Origin of the sequence: Hallella bergensis DSM 17361 (genome assembly GCF_000160535.1) — a bacterium.
Classification (GTDB): Bacteria; Bacteroidota; Bacteroidia; order Bacteroidales; family Bacteroidaceae; genus Prevotella; species Prevotella bergensis.
This window is the reverse complement of the sequence record NZ_GG704782.1, coordinates 315,371-334,681: the sequence shown is the minus strand read 5'-3', so window position 1 is coordinate 334,681 and position 19,311 is coordinate 315,371. Positions and strand designations below refer to the sequence as shown.

Sequence of the window (19,311 nt, the reverse complement as noted above, 5' to 3'; positions counted from 1 at the left end):
GTAATCGTGCGCAATGAGGCGAGTACGGAACTGCGCATCTACACCACTGACATCCCCACACAGCACCGCGTGCCCTGCCTCATGACCGACATCCCCTATCGGGAGAGCGTGGCTGCAGAGAACGTGGCCTACAACCAGCCACCGGAATTGGGCTATTATCTCGGTCCTGATGCTCCATTACCCAACACGAAAAAGCCCTGACGATCAGGGCCTGAAAAACGAACAGCGTTGCCCCCACACTTGTAAGGAAGGGGCAACGCTGTTTTTATTGTCTTGCTTGTTCTGTCCTCTGTCTAAAACTTATACACCGCAAAGGTCTTCGCAGGAACCGTAACAGTGGCATTATTGCCGTTGGCCTGCACAGCTGACTCCTTGGGAACCACATTGGTGGGATTGGCAAGCGAGTTGGTTGCACGCATGTCATCGGCATGCAACAGGGTGGCTGTACCTGCTCCAAGACCCTTGGCACCCTTGAAGGTCAGTGCGATTTCCTTGGGTTGGTCGTTGTTATTGACAATCTTCACAATGTATTTCTTAGCATTCTTGTCATAAACGGCACTGGCATAAAGTCCGTTGTCACCCTTCACAGCCTGGTTGTTCTCGGTCAGTGAGAGCGTATGGGTACCGCGGTTGGTGGCATAGAGCATCTGCACATACCAGTTGACCGAACGCACACTACGCAGATTGTCGAACCAAATTAGGTCGGGTCGCCATTGCCATCCCTCCACATGGGCGAACAAGGGGGCGTAGGTGGCCTCATGCACCAGGTCGGCATTGCGTTCCAACCCTGTCATGAAGGCAGCCTCCGAAAGCGCGGCCTCGAAATTGTTCATGGCCACGTCAGGCTCGTTGCCGATGCCGCGCACATGGCTGGCATATTCACCGGCAAACACTTTCGGCCCTTTGCGGTCGTAGTTGTCATAGCGACCGGCGTTCTTAAAGAACCAGTCGGGAGACATATAATAGTGCTCATCCACCAGTTCTACGCCGAGTCGGCGCATCTCTTTCCACCCATAGTCGAATTGTTCGCCTCCGGCTGATGGACCGGAAGAACCACAAATCATGATGTTGGGATATTTCTTGCGAATCTGCTCGATAAACTTTTGCAGGCGCACGGGATAGAGTTCACCCCACTGCTCGTTACCGATGCCAATCTGTTTCAGGCCGAAAGGCTCCGGATGCCCCATGTCGGCACGAAGTTTTCCCCATTTTGTCGTCGTTGCTCCATTGGCAAACTCGATGAGGTCGAGGGCGTCGTCGATATACGGCTGCAAATCATCTAAGGAAGCGTGCGCCGTGGTCGACTTGTCGTCGTTCTGATACTGGCAGGCCAATCCCACTGAGACGATGGGCAGAGGTTCGGCTCCAATCTTCTCGGCAAGGAGGAAATACTCGTAGAAGCCCAGCCCGTAGGTCTGGTAATAATTAGGGTACATGCGATGGGCAAAGGTGTAGTTCCACCGGTTTTCGTTAAGCGGGCGGTTCTCGGCCGGTCCCACACTGTTCTTCCATTGGTAGCGAGTGGCCAGGTCTGTGCCCTCCACAATACATCCACCGGGGAAGCGGAAAACGCCCGGATGTAAGTCCTCGAGGTCTTTCACGAGGTCAGCGCGCAGGCCATTCCAGTTATCCCCGGGAAACAGACTCACGTGATCAAGGTCTACCGCATCTGCACTTTCGAGGAAGATGCGCATCAATCCCTTTTCCACAGTCTTGTTGGCTTTCAGCGTTACGGTAAACTTCTTCCACAAAGTATTAGTTATGGAAATGCTCTTTCTGTCCATCGGAATATTCTGGTCGTCCACCAATTCCACCCGTATCTTGGCTTCCTTGTCTTCCAAGTTATGCATTCGGGCATACACGGAGAACTCATAGGTCATGTCTTTCTTGAAACCCATGCCAAAGAAGCCGCGGTTTTCTACTCCCGATCGCTTCTCACGGTGACCTGAACGCAGTATCACAATGTAGTTGGGATTACGGTCGAAAGCCGGCTTTGCCGATGCTAAACTTACATTACCATAAGTGTTCCAGCCCATGAGATGACTGGGAAAGTCAAAACTTCTGTTCTGCACCATCTCAGCATACAGGCCGCCATCAGCACCGAAGTTAATGTCTTCAAAGAAAATTCCATACATGGTTGGCTGAATCTCAGCACCTGGTTTGGTGTTGACCGTGAACCGGTGCTGGGCTGAGGCGCCCAACGGCACCATCAGACCCAACGCCAATACGCTAAGGAAACTACGTAGTATCATATCTGTTTCGTTTTTTTATTATGTGTAAATCATTTGATTTGATTCTATCAACGCTTGCTCAGCGGGGTGATGCGGAACCTGAAAGTCATGTCCTTGTAGCCCAGTCGATGCTGTGGTAAAGGCCATGCGCCCCAGCTATTCTCACCAGCCAGGCCGAATTGTGCAAGGTCAAAGCAAAGCTCCGTAAACTTACTCTTCTTCAGATCCGTGGCATGACGCTGATCCTTCTCATCGCCCTCATCGAGATCATCGACACTGTAGTGCAATGCACTGGCGCTAAAGAGCTTGTCAGAATTAAGGTTGAATCCCGTGGTGGAATTGGCCGACTGCCTCCACCAGCGCAGATCGCTCTTCGTACCAGTCTCCTGCGGACGGATGTAGGGATAGAACTGCTGGTCCGCTGTCTGTGCATAGATACCCACCGGTTGACTCTCCTTGCGGTCAATATAGTTCTCGATGGGACCGCGACCATAGAACTCACTCTTATCCATCTTGTAGGGCAGATCCATTCGCATACCAAAGCGGAGGAGCCCTTCAACCTTGTCTTTCGTCATGGCATTGAGGCTTTGCTCCACCTCCATGGTGCCATCGCCATACACTGTATAGGTAAGCGAGAGACCGCTCTTCACCTCAGGCATGTCATATTTGGCAATTACCCGAACAGCATCCTTGCCCATCTTTTGATAGGATAGGGTCTTGAGGTTCATCGTGGGATTGCGCCAAGCCTTGAATTTCTTCTGCAATTGTGCGCCCATGTCATTGTCGGTCACGGCTCTCCAGAAGTTGGGGCGCAGGGTTCCACCCTCACCTAAGAGTTCCTTGCCATCCACATTATACTTGGTGAGCAGCCCGGTGGTCTTGTCAAACACAACATCAATGTTACTCTTGGAAGTGATGTGGTAGACATTTGCCTTCTTGTCGTCCTTCAGTTTGATTTTCGATTTCACCCCCTGCATCATGGGCAGGGTGGGTGATACCTCGCGCACGGCAAGCTGACGATAGGCCACAGTCTGTCCGGCTGACATCAGAGGCTCGGCCTCCTTGAGCTTAAACTCGATGTTGAGCATTACCTCTCCTGTTGCGGGAACCTTGTAGGGCAAGGTCAAAACGGTCTTTTGCTGAGGAGCAACATTCAGATCTGACACCTCGCCGCTCTGTATTTTCCGACCATTTTGCATCAGATTCCACACAAGTTTGTAGTTGGAAAGGTCGCGGAAGAAGTACTCATTATAGACTGACACCTTGCCATTCTTCATGTCAATGGGTTCGGCCCAGATGTTCTGATAGCAGTAGGCAAGGTCGTAAGCATGAGGGTTGAGTTGGCGATCAGGACCGATAGCGCCGTTACAGTTGAAGTTATTGTCCGACGCATCCCTGTCATTGTAGTCGCCACCGTACGTGTAGACGGGCGACATGGTTCCCGTACCGGCCTCATATTTGGCTGCAATGGCCTCGTAGTCGGCCAGTGAACGACTAGCTTTGAAATCGGGCTTGCGATGCAACGCCTGATCTACGAAGTCCCAGTTATACCCACCTTGGAACTTGGGATACTTACGAATCAAATCCCAATATTCCTTCAGTCCACCACCAGAGTTACCCATCGTGTGGTTGTACTCGCATTGTATCAGAGGTTTGTTGTATTTCGCATTCTTGGCATAACGCTCGGAGGCATCATGCGAATAATACATCGGACAGAAGATATCCGTGTTGTCACCATGTCCTGCACGCTCCCAATGGATGGGACGACTCTGGTCTTGGCTCTTGATCCATTGGTAGGCGGCCGTGAAGTTAGGTCCATCCACCGTCTCATTACCTAAACTCCATACCACCACCGAAGGATGGTTGTAGTGCATCTCGACGTTATGCTGATTTCGCTCAAGTATCTGCTTGGCAAAGCATGGCTTCTTAGCCTCCGAGTCATCCTTATAACCGAAGGCATGACTCTCCTGGTTAGCCTCTGCCGTCACATAGAGTCCATATTCATCGCAAAGGTCATACCAAATAGGATCACTCGGATAATGACAGGTGCGCACGGCGTTGATGTTGAGCCGTTTCATTATCTTGATATCGTGAATCATACGCTCACGCGTCACCACATAGCCGCCGTCGGGGTCCATTTCGTGACGGTTGGTACCCTTAATCAGCACAGGCTGACCATTAACAAGGAACTGTCCGTTCTTGATTTCCACCTTACGGAAGCCCACCTTCTGCGGAATCACCTCCACGACATTGCCCTTAGCATCCTTCACGATGGCCAGCAGTGTATATAAATAAGGTGTCTCGGCCGTCCATTTCTTCACATTCCGCACCACAAAACGCGATGCTCCATGGGTCATTCTGCGGAAGTTTCCAGTAGTTTTACCCACCACAAGGTCGTTGTGGTTGAGCAATTGGAACTCGATGATGGGGTCTCCCGTCACGTCGACATTGACCATCAGCTCACCATCCTCGTAGTTGTTGCCCAAGTCAGGAGTAATACGGATATTGCTCACCTGCACTTGTGGGTTGCGCGTATAGAGATAACTGTCGCGCGATACGCCTGAAAGCCGCCAAAAGTCCTGGTCTTCACTCAGCGAACCGTCACACCAACGGAAGATTTGGAAGGCTATCAGGTTCTTGCCCGGCTTTACGTATTTGGTGATGTCGAATTCGGCAGCGACCTTCGAATCCTCCGTATAGCCAACGTAGCGGCCATTGACAAAGAGATACATATTCGAGGTTACCGACCCAAAATGAGCAATAATCTGCTTGCCATCCCAGCCTGCTGGTATGTCGATGGTACGGCGATAGCTTCCCACGTGGTTATCCTTCGTAGGCACATTCAAGGGATTTTTCCAGTCCATCTGGTAGCGCCAGGCCAGTCCTATATTCACATATACCGGGTCACCATAGCCGTTCACCTCCCAAATTCCAGGCACAGACATGGTCTTCCAAGACGAATCGTCGAGATCGGTTTTGTAGAAATCAGTGGGGCGTTGGTCTGCATTGCGCACCCAATGGAATTTCCAGGTGCCATGCAGCGACATGAATTTGTCCGACTTAGCCATATCTCCCTTCATGGCCAACGCCCTATTCTCATAACTAAAGAACTGGGTGTGCAACCTATAGCGGTTCACCGCGTTCACCTGCTGGTCATTCCACTCCGTCCAAGTGGGCTGCGGGTCTGGTTCTGCAGCTGCCGGTTTCCCGGCAATCGCTGCATTCGTATTCAGGGCCATGGCAGCCACAGCCGCTATCAAAAGGTTTTTCTTCATAATGAATATGGTTTTGGTTTTTAATGATAAATTCGCAGTGTATCTCTCTTCTTATTTCTTATCCAAATATCTATAGTATTCGCAGGCAGCCAGCAGAAACGCTCCTACACCAAAATTGGCCTGCGAATTCTGGTCCACCACCTGTCCGGGAATGGCCTTTTCGCCAATAGGCTGCACATAGCCCACCTTCCCACTCGGTTGCAAGGCCGTCTTAGTCAGGTAATTCCACGCTCTTTTCACAGTCTTTGCAGCAGGATGTTTCGGGGAAAGCACACCATTGTTCAATCCCCACAACAACCCGTAGGTGAAGAAAGCCGTGCCCGATGTCTCAGGGCCGGGGGCATGCTTGGGGTCGAGCATCGAGCGTGTCCAGTAGCCGCCCTTCTGCTGTGTTTTCACCACAGCATCGGCCAAGACCTTATACTTGTTAAGGAAAAAGTCGTAATGGCGGTAGCTCTGGGGCATGTCCTGCAACACCTTGGCCAACCCGGCCAGCACCCATCCGTCTCCGCGTGCCCAGAAATCCTTCTTGCCGTTGACACTCTTGTGCTTGGGATACACATATTTCCCGTCGCGGAAATAGAGACCAGTCTCCTTGTCGAGCATGATTTCATCAGAGTATAACAGATAATCGTAGAGCTTGTCGAGATAGATCTCGTCGCCCGTCAGCTTGTACATCTTGGTCATGACGGGCATCACCATATAGAGTGCATCGGACCACCACCAGTAGTCATTGGCCTTGGTACGCACCTGATAGCCCATCACCTCCTTGGCACGTTGCACCATGCGCTCGTTGCGGGCAGAGCCTCCCTTGGCATTTTCAATCCAATACATGTCTATATAAGTCTGGAAACATATCTGCCAGTCGCCGAAGAGCACGAAGTCTTGCCCCTCGCCGTAGTGCTTGTATTTCCACTTCGACGGGTCCTTCTCGCGTGCTCCCTGCCAGTTGTTGTGCTCGGCCCAGCGCTTGCTGTAGTCGAGCCATGCCTCGTTGCCTAAGAGTTTGTAAGCTTCCATGTTCCCCGTATGGTAGGCAGCAGGATCCCAGAAGCTGCGTGTCTCAGCCTTGTTGTTCTGTTGCCAGTAGTTGTTCACTTGGGCGATCACGTCGGCCACTTGTTCTTTTGTCCATCCCTTGGCTTGCGTAGCAAGGGTCATGCAGGCCAATACGGCCAAAAAAAGTATTCTTTTCATATCACAAATCAAGAGCCCGTAAGCCCTGTTTTTTATTAATCTTACCACTTGTCTCTCGTCTGTATATCGTCGCTCCATCGGTGATCTTTCGGGAATGGCTGTCCACCCCATGCCTTCACCTGTGTCCAGGGTTCTGCCTCTGAAGTCCAGAACGGCGAATTGGCCGGCAGGCCGAGGGGCATAAAGCTGAGCGAACACATATAGAGCGAGCCGTTGTTGGTGTACCAGTCGGCCGTTCCGGGCTGCGACCCGCAGAAGCCTATGGTCAGGAATCCACCCTCATTATAGTTGTTCTGATGGTCGAACATGCGGTGCACCACCTGCGTGAGGGCTGCGCGCACCTGTCCGTTGCTCAGGTCTTTCGGCAATTTCTGATACCAGGCCAGCAGTGCCAGAGGTTGCAGGGCAGCCAATCGGTAGGGCGTTGAGCGACCGATAACGGGGAATGTGCCTTCGGGCGAGATGAAACGCTCAAGGATAATGGCAAACTTCTGCGCACGTTTTAAAGCGCGGTTCCAGTATTTCTGATAATCCAAGCGTGTATTGGCCTTCGCATCAACCATGCATTGCAGGGTTTCGAGATACATGGCATGGAACACATAACTGCTGTAATAGTCGAAGGCAAACACCGGACCGTCGGCATACCATCCGTCGCCCACATACCATTCCTCCACCTTGCGACAGGCCGTGTTCACACGAAACTCATCGTATTCGGCACCGGCCTTGGCCAAAAAGCTCTCGATCACCGAGCTGAAGAGGAACCAGTTGGTGTAGGGTGGATCTACGCGACGCAACTGCGTAAACTCCTCAACATATCTTTTCTTCGTTACATCGTCTAATGGTTTCCACAGCACGTCGTAGGCGCGGATAAAGCTTTCAGCCACATAGGCTGCGTCCACCAGCGCTTGTCCATGTCCGCGCCAAGCCAGATAGTCTGGACTTTGTGGGTCAACCGCGTTCTTATAGGCTGCCAGCGCCCAGGTGCGCAGCTGCTCACGCTGCTTGCTTTCGGCCGTAGCGTCGTCGGGGAGAGCCAACCAGGGCGCGATGCCAGCCATCAGTCGGCCGAAGCACTCCATGTAGGCCACTTTCTTGTTACGGCCATCCCAGTTGGGGCTTACTTCGAGCTGCATGTTCTTCTGCAATTCGCCCTTGGCCATATTCTCCAACACCGGACGCGCCATGGTGTAGGCTTGGTGGCACCAATACTCGCGATCGGTGAGCTTGGCTTTCTTCTTTGCTGAAACGCCACTCACGGGCAGCAGGCACACCACGACCACTACAATGGCTTTAAGAATTTGTCTTGTCATTATTTTTAGGTTTTTGATGAATCTATCAACTTCATGATTGGGAAGGCAGGAAAATGCCAGATAGATAGCACAAAGATAATGTTTATTTAGCTATTTCTACCACATTAAACATTTTTTAAATTCGTTTTGTGTCATATTTACAACCAACAGGCCTCATCATGACGTTTTATCGCCGGCGTTTGGCGGCCGCAATACACGTGTATCGCGTTCGGCAGACAGGTGTATGACGGCCGACGTACACGTGTATGGCGGCCGTTGTGTGATGACGTTCAAGTCGAATGGGCATCACAAAACAGCTGGTAGTCACTCCGGAGAGATCCTCATGACCGAATGTCCAAATAAATTGAAGCATCACAGCGAGACTTTTTAGGTGAAAATTTGTATCTTTGCAATAGTTATGGGAGTTGCATAAACGACCCTGCCTCACCCCACGGGAATGGCAGAGGTGCCGGCGGAGGCAACTTCCAGAAATGATTTTTCGACCTCCCAAAAGAAAGAACCATGGACAATCCTTACATCAAACAATTTCCCGACCTGATGAACGGGAAAACCATCATGTATAACCACGGCTTCGGCTCGTCAGCAGCGACGGGTACGGTGGCACGCATCCGACAGGTCTTTCCCCATGCGCGCGTCGTCGCATTCGACATTCCGCTGCATCCGGAAGAAGCCTTGGATTTTCTGAAAAAGAAGGCAGCCGAGGAGCGTCCCGACCTCATCATCGGTACGTCGATGGGTGGCATGTACACCGAGATGCTCTACGGCTACGACCGCATCTTGGTGAACCCTGCCTTTCAAATGGGACAAACCATGAAAGACCACGGCATGACGGGGATGCAGACGTGGCAAAACCCACGCGAGGACGGCGAGAAAGAGTTTATCGTGACCAAGGCACTGGAGAAAGAATACAAAGAGATGACCGAGCGGTGTTTTGTGGAACTGGAAGCCATGACTCCCGAACAGAAAACCGAGGAACAGCGTCGCGTATGGGGACTCTTCGGCGATGCTGATCCGGTGGTGCATACGTTCGATCTCTACAGGAGCCACTACCCACAGGCGGCCCACTTCCACGGCGAGCACCGCATGGACGACCGCTCGTTCATGAACGGTGTGGTGCCGGCCATCAGATGGATTGATGACAAACAGGAAGGGCGCGAACGCCACATCGTATATATTGACCAAAGCACACTGTGCGATGGCTGGGGCAAGCCGGCTTCGAGCTTAGTCAAGGCCTTCTCGATGCTTGTCGAGACGTATGACGTGTACATCGTGATGCCGGCTCCGACCAACGAGCACGAAACCTTTGCTGCCAACGCCGCCTGGGTGGAGCAGTATCTGTCCACGCCGGCCCACGACCGCGTGATCTACACCAACCGGAAGCATCTGCTCTATGGCGACTATTTCATCGACACCAACCCCTGTGAAGAATTCATGGGCACCGGCATTGCGTTCGGAAGCGATGAGTTCAAGACGTGGGAAGAAATCATAACGTTCTACAAAAGGCTAAACGGACAATGACAGAAGCATCCCGAAAGGGAGCAAGAAGGGTTAATAAGTAGTCTTGTTGATTGTGCTGCGCCACAGGTCGAAGGCTTTCCGGCCCTCCTCGGGCAGCAATTCTTCTATGGGTTTTTGGCGGTCTGCCATGGCCCGGCCTATCTCCTGATAGATCAAATCGTCGTCGAAACCTATGCTGGCAGCCGCCTTGCGATTGTTGGCATAGTAAATATGGTCGAGTCGGGCCCAATAGATGGCTCCGAGACACATGGGGCATGGCTCACAGGAACAATAGATCTCGCACCCCGACAGGTCGAAAGTGTGCAAGCGATCGCAGGCCACCCGGATGGCATTGACCTCAGCATGCGCCGTGGGGTCGTGGTCGATGGTCACACTGTTGGAAGCCTCGGCCAACACCACGCCGTTTCTGGCAATCACTGCCCCGAAAGGGCCACCACCTGTCATCACACTCTTTTCGCTGAGGACAATGGCCCTGCGCATAAGTTCTGTTTTATCCATAACTGTCTATATTATTGTCGGTTTTCAAGGCCACAAGGCCGCTTTACAAAATTAAGAAAATTCTGAAGTTCCACAACGGATAACCCAATTTTTTTTACATCTTGCGGTAGGCTTTCACCCGTTTTTTATATCTTTGTACCATGATGGGAACTATTGTTTACGGATTCAGCGACAGCCCCTTTGGCGAAATCATTGTAGCGGCCACGGCAAAAGGCATCTGCGACCTGCAGTTTCTGGAACACAGCAGGATGCAAGCCATCCACGAGCTGGGCAGTCGGTGGGGTGTTTACACCTCCACCACCATTGACAACGAGATGGCAGAGACCGTAGCAGGTGTCATTTTTGAAGGTTTGGACAAGCCCCTGACCATCGACCTGCGTGGTACGGAGTTCCAGATCGGGGTATGGAACCAGCTGCGTGAAATTCCGTTCGGCCAGACCGCAAGCTATCAGGACATGGCTGACCGCCTGGGTTCGCCCGGAGCCGTGCGTGCCGTGGCATCGGCCATCGCCCGCAATCCCGTGGCCATGCTCATTCCCTGTCATCGGGTTATCCACAGCGACGGGTCGGTAGGCGAATACCACTGGGGACGGGAGCTGAAGAAAAGGCTGTTGGAATGGGAGGCCCAGGTGGCCGAGGAGGCCGCTGCCGGAAGCGCTCTGAGCAAGGGACCCCTGCGCCTGACGGTTAACAGCAGCACTGTTCCGTTGGCCGAGGAATTGTCTAATGATATCTTCAAGGGGGAGCTGGATGGACTGTTCTGAATTGTTCGGGAGAATTTCGACGGTTCTCTCCGATGACCAGGTTGCTCCCGCCGTGCGTAATAAAATTATGCACGAAACGCTCGTGCTGACGTGTGCGGAGGGACTGAAAGACTCCAAACATGGGTTTGGCGACCTCAACTCGCAGGTCGAGACGCTCATCCGCCAATTCCACATCCCTCTCGAGGAGGCCAATGCCATACGGCGAATGCGACGCAACAGCAACCGCACGAAGGCTCTCCTGCCCGAAGACCGACTGTATGATGCCAGCGCCTTGGCCACGCTCATCGGCCGAGTGTTTGGCGTTGCTGTGCCCGACAACCTCACATCGAAACTTCCACGGAACCGGAAAACGACGGACAGATCCATCCATGCCAATGCGCCCGACAAGCGGTGCACCGTGAATGCGTGGGACGAAAACACCATCACGGTGGTGGTAGACGAGGAGGGTGCGGAGTCGATGAAAACCGTCTGCTATACCAAGGAGACGCAATATGCAGACATGGGATATCTGAACAACATTCTGCAAGTGGGTATGAGCCTTAACTTGCTGGGCTGCGAGGTGGATGGAAACACCATCACGCCACGCCTGATCGTGGTGGAACCCGACTGCCTGCTCGATATCTCGGTCATCGCATCGTGCTTCGAAGACTACGGACACCACCCGTTGCTCTACCTCGTCAGCCGCATGCAGGAGAAAACCAACAGCCAAGCCATACTGCTCGGAAACTTTGCGGGCAGCGCGCTCGACGACATCATCAACAATCCGAAAGCCGACATCCGGCATACCTTGATACGAAGTTTCAAGGATAAGGCGCTGGAATACAGCACCTGTCTGGATTTCGACGCAGAACAATTCAAGCAGGATGCCTCTGCCCAGGTAGCCAACCTGCGACAAATTGTGGAACAGTTGCGCAGGGAGTTTGACCTGAACAAGGCCATCCTTGAGCCTTCTTTTGTCTGCGAAAAATTAGGCATACAGGGACGTGTGGACCTGATGACCACCGACCTGAAACTGCTGGTGGAGCAGAAGTCGGGGCGCAACATCATGCTCGAACGCAACACCAGAAACGCCCATGGTTCGCAGATGATGGAGAAGCACTATGTGCAGCTGCTGCTGTATTTCGGTATACTCTACTACAACTTTCATCAATCGAGCACTGATATACGGTTGCTCTATTCCAAATATCCCCTTCCGGGCGGGCTGATAAGTGTGGCCAATCTCATGAAACTGGTCTATGAGGCCATACGTTTTCGAAACGAAGCCATCGCCCTCGAGTTTGACATGGCCCACAACGGGGTTGCTCACATCCTGCCACAACTCACCTCCGACAACCTGAACACCACGGGACTGAACGGATATTTTTACGAAAATTACCTGCGCCCGCCGCTCGAAGCCACCCTCATTCCCCTGCAACACCTACAGCCATTGGAGCGTGCCTATTTCTGCAGGATGATGCAATTTGCCATCCGCGAGAACCTCATGTCGAAAGTGGGGGTGGTGGAAGGCACGGGCAACTGTGTGGCCAACCTCTGGAATATGCCCCTTCAGGAAAAAAAGGAGACGGGTAATATCTATACCGGACTGACCATTATCAATAAGGAGAAAAGCCGGGAACAAAAGGGCAACAACAGTTATGACCTTGTCACTCTGGCAGTTCCTGTGCAGGGCGAAGACTTCCTGCCCAACTTCCGGAGGGGTGATATGGTGTGTCTTTATGCGTATCCCGAAAACGAGGAACCCGACATTCGGAAGGCGATGGTATTTAGGGGTGGGCTCTCGGAGATTCATCCTGACCGTGTCACCGTGAAACTGAACAACGGACAACAGAATCCGGACATCTTCGAACGACTTCCCTATTCAGCCCTCCTGTCTTCTCCCGGAGCGGATGCACGCCCCGATCAACAGTTTGCGTGGTGCATTGAGCATGGCAACAGCGATGTGGGAGGGGGTGCAGCCATACATTCCCTCTACGAATTTGTCACCTCCACCGCCGATCGCAAGGCGCTTCTGCTTGGCCAACGCGCACCGCGTAGCGACAAAACCGTGACTTTGTCGCGCAGCTACGACACCCTGCTCGACCCCATTCTGCTGAAGGCCAAACAGGCCCGGGACTATTTTCTGCTCGTTGGCCCACCGGGTACCGGCAAGACCAGTAGGGCGCTGAGATTCATGATGGAGGAAAGTCTTGTGCTGCCGGATCACGCCATTCTCCTTCTGTCCTATACCAACCGTGCGGTCGATGAGATTTGCAGTATGCTCGTGGAGGCCGGTATCGACTTTATCAGAATAGGTAATGAGCTGAGCTGTGCACCTCAGTTCAAGCCCTATCTCCTGTCAGGCAGGATTGGTGAAAAACCCAAACTGAGCGCGATGCGACAGATGCTGCTCGATGCCCGTGTGGTGGTGGGAACGACATCGATGTTGCAATCCCGACCGTTTCTGTTCAGCCTGAAGCATTTTTCCACAGCGATCGTCGACGAAAGTTCACAGATTCTCGAGCCCGGTATCATCGGATTGCTGGCCAGTCACCGTGCTACGGCAAGCGGACAAGATGAAACGATATGCAACATTGACAAGTTTATATTGATAGGCGACTACAAGCAGCTGCCGGCTGTGGTGCAGCAAAACGACCGCGATGCAACGGTGACAGAACCTGAGCTGCAGGCTATCGGACTGCAAGACTGCAAGAGCAGTCTCTTCGAACGACTGATCAGGTTGGAACAAAAGAGCGGACGGACGGACTTCATGGGTGTTCTTCGGCGTCAAGGTCGAATGCATCCGGACATTGCCCACTTCCCCAGCACGGCATTTTACTTCGACGAACGGCTCACAACGGTTCCCCTGCCCCACCAGGAAACCAACTCGATTGGCTACTCCGCAGCATCGGAAGACGCTATAGACGACCTCCTGAAGCAGCATCGGATGCTCTTTTTTGCCTCGGAGGACTGCCGTCAGCCCGACATATCCGATAAGGTGAATGCCGATGAAGCGCGCATCGTGACTGACCTACTGCGGCGCATTCATCGGTTCACCGCAGAGTGTTTCGACCCTGACAAGACTGTGGGCGTCATCGTTCCCTACCGAAACCAGATAGCCATGATACGCCAGGAAATCGAGAAACTTGACATCTCTGCCCTCGAAAACATCAGCATTGACACCGTGGAGCGATATCAAGGCTCGCAACGTGACATCATCATCTACTCGCTAACCATACAACAGCGATACCAGCTCAACTTTCTCACAGCTAACACCTTTGAGGAGAACGGACATTGGATAGACCGTAAACTCAACGTGGCCATGACTCGCGCACGCAAGCAACTGATCCTTACGGGAAATCTTAAAGTTCTTTCACACTCTCCGATATTTAAACAACTTTTGGACTATTATAAAGAGGGAAAGGGATGTTTAAGTAGTTATAAAAATGTAAAATAGTGAAAAAAATATAACAAAATAATGCCGCCCGAGCTAATTTACGTATATTTGCCGTCGAATTTTCAAGGATAATTTTGTTTAATAAATACATGAAGATTATGAAAAAATTTATTTTATCAGCAGTTGTAATGCTTGCTTCTGTAGCAACCTACGCACAGCACGAAGTTGGAACAACGACCATTCAACCAAAGATCGGTGTTAATATCGCAAACCTTAGCGAATTGAAAGGTGATGCCAAAGTTGCCTTGGCCGCTGGTGCTGAACTCGAGTATCAGGCAACTGACATGGTTAGCTTCTCTGCCGGTGTACTCTACTCCATGCAAGGATCCAAGTGGGGCGGTGGCAAAGCAGACATTCCATTGTTAGGAACCGTTAAGTTAGATTCGAAGAAACTCAACACGGGCTACATCAATGTACCGGTTATGGCCAATGTGTATGTTGTTCCAGGATTAGCCGTGAAACTCGGTTTGCAGCCTGGATTCTGCATTAGCAAGGACAAAACCGATGCCAAAACAGTAGACCTGTCTATTCCTGTTGGTCTGTCTTACGAAATCAGCAATTTCGTAGTTGACGGTCGTTACAACTTCGGAGTAACCAAGGCCTTTGATACAACCAAGGCTAAGAACAGCGTGTTCCAAATCACCTTGGGCTATAAGTTCGAACTCTAAACAATACAGTAGGGTGCCGCAACCCGACTCCCTTGTATAACAACAAACCAGACCCGGACGCCGACCATCGGTTCCGGGTCTTTTTATGCCATAGTGGTATAAGCTTTTTGGGAAATTTTGTTGACCCGATTCACGATATCGGGAAAAAACAACCAAAAAAATTGCCCATATCAAAGATTATACCTATCTTTGCAGAAACACGAAAAAACACAAACTTTAGAAAACAAGATTCCGACATTGTAGAGATGTCGGAATCTTGTTTTCTAAAGTTTATATTTACAAAAAGCATTAACAATTAAAAGAAATAACGAATGGCTTACATGTCAAAAGAGGGCTATGACAAACTTGTAGCCCAGCTTCACCAACTTGAAGCAATTGAACGCCCCAAAGCTTCTGCTGCAATAGCCGAGGCTGCCGACAAGGGCGATTTGAGTGAAAATTCGGAGTATGAGGCCGCTAAAGAGGCCCAGGTTCATCTGGAAAACAAGATCAACGAGATGAAGATGACAATTGCTCAGGCAAAGATTGTCGATATGAGCAGATTGTCGGCCGATGAAGTGCAGATTATGTCGAAAGTGGAGATGACCAATCTTGCCACCAAGAAGAAAATGACCTACACCATCGTCAGCGAAAGCGAGGCCAACCTGAAAGAGAACAAAATATCCATCCACACCCCCATTGCGCAGGGTCTGCTCAACAAAAAGGTGGGCGAGGAAGTGGAAATCAAAGTGCCGCGTGGTACGTTGAAGCTGCGCATAGACAATATCTCCATCGCATAATCCAACAACCATGGCTACAATATTCACTAAGATCGCCAATGGCGACATTCCCAGCTACAAGTGTGCCGAGGATGAAAACTTCTATGCATTTCTGGACATCAACCCTGTTGTGAAAGGTCATACCTTGGTAATTCCACGCAAGGAAATAGACTACATCTTTGACATGGAGGATGACGATCTGGCTGCTTTCGAACTCTTTGCCAAGAAAGTAGCCAAGGCCATCCGCACTGCTTTTCCATGCAAGAAGGTTGCCCAGGTGGTGCTTGGCCTTGAGGTTAACCATGCCCATATCCACCTTATGCCCATCAACAGTGAAGGCGACGTGGATTTCAAGAAGCATGTGAAGCTAACCGAAGAGGAAATGAAGGAGACCGCAGAGAAGATATTCGAGGCGTTTGAAAGCCTCTAACCCCTCACTTCCCACGCATAACGAGGGAGAGTAATCACCCGGATAAACAGAGAAACTCATACGGCCTGCCTGCTTAGGCGGCCGTTATTCCATTCTTTTACACATACCGATCTCCATTCTTCATCCTGGCCTCAGTAACATATTTGCGGATAAGGTCCGAAGAATCTTCTTTCTTACATATCAGCAACACGTTGTCGTTCTCTGCCACAATAAAGTCATTGAGTCCATCAATGACACCAAGTTTTCCCTTGGGCAGTTTGATAACGTTGCCGCGGCTGTTCTCAATGATAACATCAGAGTTAATGATCACGTTGTCATCGGGTGTTTTAGGCAGAGCCTCATAGATGCCATGCCACGTCCCGACATCAGCCCAACCGAAATCACATTTCATCACACACACTCCCTCGGCACCTTCCAGAAGTCCCATTTCCACCGACACATTAGGATAAGACGGGAAGTGATCCAGCATATAAGCATCCTCCTGCTCGGTGGAGGCATAATAGTTGATGTCATCGAGCGTACGTAACACCGAGGGCAGAAGTCTGGAGAGACGTTGCCAGAGGTGGTTTGCATTGGCCAGAAACAGGCCGGTATTCCAACAGAACTCGCCGCTCTTCATAAATGTCTTGGCAAACTCACGGTTGGGCTTCTCAGTAAATGTTTTCGCCACATACACATCATGCTCCAACGGTTCCGCCAACTGGATATAGCCATAGCCCGGCTCAGGTCGGGTTGGCTTGATGCCCATGGTAAGCAACACATCGTTACCAGACACAAAAGTCAGCCCGTCAAGCACATTCCTCCGAAACGCATCTTCATGGATAATGAGCTGGTCCGAGGGAACTGCAATGAAACTTGCCTTGGGGTTAGCATGCAATATTCTGTGCGTTGCCCACGCAATGCTGGGCGCGGTGTTGCGATGGATGGGTTCGGCCATGATCTGCGAGCGCCGCACATCGGGCAGTTGTTCCATCACATAGCTCAGATAATTCGTATTGGTATTGATAAAAATGTGGTCGGCAGGAAGAATGGCTGCCATCCGGTCGTAGGTCTGCTGCAGGAGCGTGCGCCCCGTTCCGAAGAAATCAACAAACTGCTTGGGAAAGTTCTCCCGGCTGCACGGCCACAGACGCCGACCCTTCCCCCCGGCTAAGATCAGACAATAGAAGTTTTCGGAATTTGCCATTATTTTCTCAGTATAGATTTAAATCAACAATAAAATTACAATGTTAAAACGAGTCTTCAAACGTTTTAGTACCTTTTTTCCGTTATTTTTCGATTATCCAACCTTTTTTGTCTTTTTACTTCTCCACCTCCCTGCTTTTTACTAATTTTGCACACGATTCTACAGGACAACGCGCGTCATGGATTGGACATCTTCTCTTTTCTGCATTCATTCGCCTTTACAGACGGTTATCGTCATCTCCTTGGTTATTGCTCTGGGCCTGGGTCTGGGAAGAATCAAGGTGATGGGCATATCGCTTGGCATTGCTTTCGTATTCTTCGCAGGCATCCTGGCCGGCCACATTGGCTTGTCGGCAGATGCCCAAACCCTCGACTTCATCGAGACTTTCGGCTTAGCCCTATTTGTCTATTGCCTGGGGCTGCACGTCGGGCCTAACTTCTTCGGATCGTTTCGAGAAGAGGGTATGGCCCTCAATCTATGGGGATTGGCGGTGATTGTCTTAGGAACCGTCATGGCGCTTGTCCTCATTCCCATCACCGGCGTGAGCCTCCCCAATATGGTAGGACTGCTTTGCGGTGCCACGACCAACACTCCTGCGCTCGGTGCAGCCACCCAAGCCCTCGAGCATATTGGTATTTCCAATGGCAGCGCGGCATTGGCAACAGCCGTCACCTACCCGCTTGGTGTGGTGGGCGTGATACTCGCCATGGTGTTTATCCGTAAGTTTTTTGTCAAGCCCCAGGACCTCGAGGTGAAATCACAAGATGACGACAACCACACCGTCATCTCTCAACTCAACGTGATCAACCCCGCCGTAGACGGCAAAACGATATTGGAGATTGTGCAGATGTCACACTTGCGCTTCGTTATTTCGCGCATCTGGCGTGGCAACGAGGTCATCGTTCCACTGGCTGACACGGTGATTCGAACCAACGATTCACTGCTTGTCGTGACCAACAGAGAGGACGATGATGCCCTCGTGCTGCTCTTCGGCCAACAGGAAAAGAAAGACTGGAACCGGGAGAAGATAGACTGGAATGTCATCGATTCGAACGTGGAGAGCCGCATCTGCGTGGTGACCCGTCGCACCCTGAACGGCAAGCGGCTTGGCGACCTGCACATGCGGCAGGTCTATGGCGTCAACGTGAGCCGTGTGATTCGTGGCGATATCAAACTGCTGGCCAGTCACAACCTGCGTCTGCAATACGGTGACCGCGTAACCATCGTCGGCAAACACGAGGACGTGAACAATGCCGAGCAATTCTTCGGCAACTCTGTCAAGACGCTCGAAGAGCCCAACATCGGCAGCATATTCTTCGGACTCATCCTCGGTCTGGCCATCGGCACCATTCCCATTGCCCTCCCAGGCATGAGCACACCGGTTCGCCTGGGCATCGCCGGAGGCCCAATCATGATGGGCATCCTTGTTGGCGCCCTGGGGCCCCGCATGCATTTCATATCCTATACCACGCGCTCCGCAAGCCTCATGCTCCGCAAGCTCGGCATATCGCTATACCTCGCGTGCCTTGGCTTGGATGCCGGCAAAGACTTCCTAAGCACGGTGGTTCGACCCGAAGGCATCACGTGGGTAGGCATCGGCTTTCTCTTAACCGTTATCCCCGTGCTCATTATCGGCATTGTCGCCCTGAGGACCAAGAAATACGACTTCGGAACCATCTGCGGCATACTCTGTGGCAGCATGGCCAACCCCATGGCGCTGGGCTATGCCGACGACACCATCAAGGGCGACACCCCAAGTGTTTCCTACGCCACGGTGTATCCGTTGGGCATGTTTATCCGAGTTATCATCGCACAAATACTGATAATGTTTCTGGCATAGTTAGGCGAACGGTTTTTAATAAGAAATCTTGACAAACACCCCTTCAGGCTTGGCGAATTTCAAAACACAAAGTTTGGGATTTAATATTCGAGAAATTTGCAGAAATTCGTAGAACGCTAACCGTCAGCCAGTTAGGCAAATCGTTGTTTCCACCTCCATTTCATCGCTTGCGGTTGACTATCGAATGGCAAGGCGACTAAGCC

14 protein-coding genes are annotated in these 19,311 nt (G+C 51.5%); 8 read left to right on the top strand and 6 right to left on the bottom strand.

The window, feature by feature from the left end:
- Window positions 1-201 (top strand): rhamnogalacturonan lyase family protein (locus HMPREF0645_RS09770; RefSeq protein WP_007174822.1); only part of this gene is annotated, 201 nt, incomplete at its 5' end.
- Between the two features lie 92 nt (window positions 202-293).
- Here the strand turns inward: HMPREF0645_RS09770 and HMPREF0645_RS09765 are convergent.
- From HMPREF0645_RS09765 to HMPREF0645_RS09750, 4 genes are read right to left on the bottom strand one after another with little or no spacing between them, the layout of a single operon-like run.
- Window positions 294-2,252 carry an alpha-L-arabinofuranosidase C-terminal domain-containing protein gene (locus HMPREF0645_RS09765; protein WP_007174821.1) on the bottom strand — a complete coding sequence of 653 codons (1,959 nt, stop codon included), beginning with the start codon at window positions 2,250-2,252 and terminating at the stop codon, window positions 294-296.
- Between the two features lie 47 nt (window positions 2,253-2,299).
- A complete protein-coding gene (locus tag HMPREF0645_RS09760; protein WP_007174820.1) occupies window positions 2,300-5,506 on the bottom strand; it encodes a glycoside hydrolase family 2 TIM barrel-domain containing protein in 3,207 nt (1,068 codons plus the stop codon).
- Window positions 5,507-5,557: 51 nt separating this feature from the next.
- Window positions 5,558-6,703: a glycoside hydrolase family 88/105 protein gene (locus tag HMPREF0645_RS09755; protein ID WP_044123507.1), complete on the bottom strand. Its 1,146-nt coding sequence runs from the start codon at window positions 6,701-6,703 to the stop codon at window positions 5,558-5,560.
- A 41-nt stretch (window positions 6,704-6,744) separates the two neighbouring features.
- Window positions 6,745-8,013, bottom strand: coding sequence for a DUF2264 domain-containing protein (locus HMPREF0645_RS09750; RefSeq protein ID WP_007174818.1), 1,269 nt, complete (start codon window positions 8,011-8,013; stop codon window positions 6,745-6,747).
- 501 nt (window positions 8,014-8,514) lie between these two features.
- Here HMPREF0645_RS09750 and HMPREF0645_RS09745 point away from each other — a divergent pair.
- Complete coding sequence (locus HMPREF0645_RS09745; protein ID WP_007174817.1) at window positions 8,515-9,531, top strand: YqiA/YcfP family alpha/beta fold hydrolase; 1,017 nt, start codon at window positions 8,515-8,517, stop codon at window positions 9,529-9,531.
- A gap of 30 nt (window positions 9,532-9,561) precedes the next feature.
- On the opposite strand, the gene HMPREF0645_RS09740 is transcribed toward HMPREF0645_RS09745, so the two are convergent.
- Window positions 9,562-10,029: a nucleoside deaminase gene (locus HMPREF0645_RS09740; RefSeq protein ID WP_007174816.1), complete on the bottom strand. Its 468-nt coding sequence runs from the start codon at window positions 10,027-10,029 to the stop codon at window positions 9,562-9,564.
- A gap of 140 nt (window positions 10,030-10,169) precedes the next feature.
- On the opposite strand from HMPREF0645_RS09740, the gene HMPREF0645_RS09735 reads away from it, so the two are divergent.
- The 5 genes from HMPREF0645_RS09735 to HMPREF0645_RS09710 all read left to right on the top strand — a co-directional run bounded on the left by HMPREF0645_RS09735 (window position 10,170) and on the right by HMPREF0645_RS09710 (window position 16,082).
- Window positions 10,170-10,793, top strand: coding sequence for a methylated-DNA--[protein]-cysteine S-methyltransferase (locus tag HMPREF0645_RS09735; protein ID WP_007174815.1), 624 nt, complete (start codon window positions 10,170-10,172; stop codon window positions 10,791-10,793).
- Window positions 10,780-14,226, top strand: coding sequence for an AAA domain-containing protein (locus tag HMPREF0645_RS09730; protein ID WP_007174814.1), 3,447 nt, complete (start codon window positions 10,780-10,782; stop codon window positions 14,224-14,226). Before HMPREF0645_RS09735 ends, HMPREF0645_RS09730 begins: the two co-directional genes overlap by 14 nt.
- Window positions 14,227-14,324: 98 nt before the next feature.
- On the top strand, window positions 14,325-14,894 hold the full coding sequence (locus tag HMPREF0645_RS09725; protein WP_044123562.1) for an outer membrane beta-barrel protein: 570 nt from the start codon (window positions 14,325-14,327) through the stop codon (window positions 14,892-14,894).
- A 311-nt stretch (window positions 14,895-15,205) separates the two neighbouring features.
- Entirely contained in the window at window positions 15,206-15,673 is a 468-nt protein-coding gene (gene greA / locus HMPREF0645_RS09715) for a transcription elongation factor GreA (RefSeq protein ID WP_007174811.1), read from the top strand.
- 10 nt (window positions 15,674-15,683) lie between these two features.
- Window positions 15,684-16,082, top strand: coding sequence for an HIT family protein (locus HMPREF0645_RS09710; protein WP_007174810.1), 399 nt, complete (start codon window positions 15,684-15,686; stop codon window positions 16,080-16,082).
- Between the two features lie 97 nt (window positions 16,083-16,179).
- Here the strand turns inward: HMPREF0645_RS09710 and HMPREF0645_RS09705 are convergent, their stop codons facing one another.
- Window positions 16,180-17,268 carry a mannose-1-phosphate guanylyltransferase gene (locus HMPREF0645_RS09705; RefSeq protein WP_007174809.1) on the bottom strand — a complete coding sequence of 363 codons (1,089 nt, stop codon included), beginning with the start codon at window positions 17,266-17,268 and terminating at the stop codon, window positions 16,180-16,182.
- Between the two features lie 178 nt (window positions 17,269-17,446).
- Between HMPREF0645_RS09705 and HMPREF0645_RS09700 the strand changes: the two genes are divergently transcribed.
- Complete coding sequence (locus HMPREF0645_RS09700) at window positions 17,447-19,108, top strand: putative transporter (protein ID WP_007174808.1); 1,662 nt, start codon at window positions 17,447-17,449, stop codon at window positions 19,106-19,108.
- Window positions 19,109-19,311: the final 203 nt, after the last annotated feature.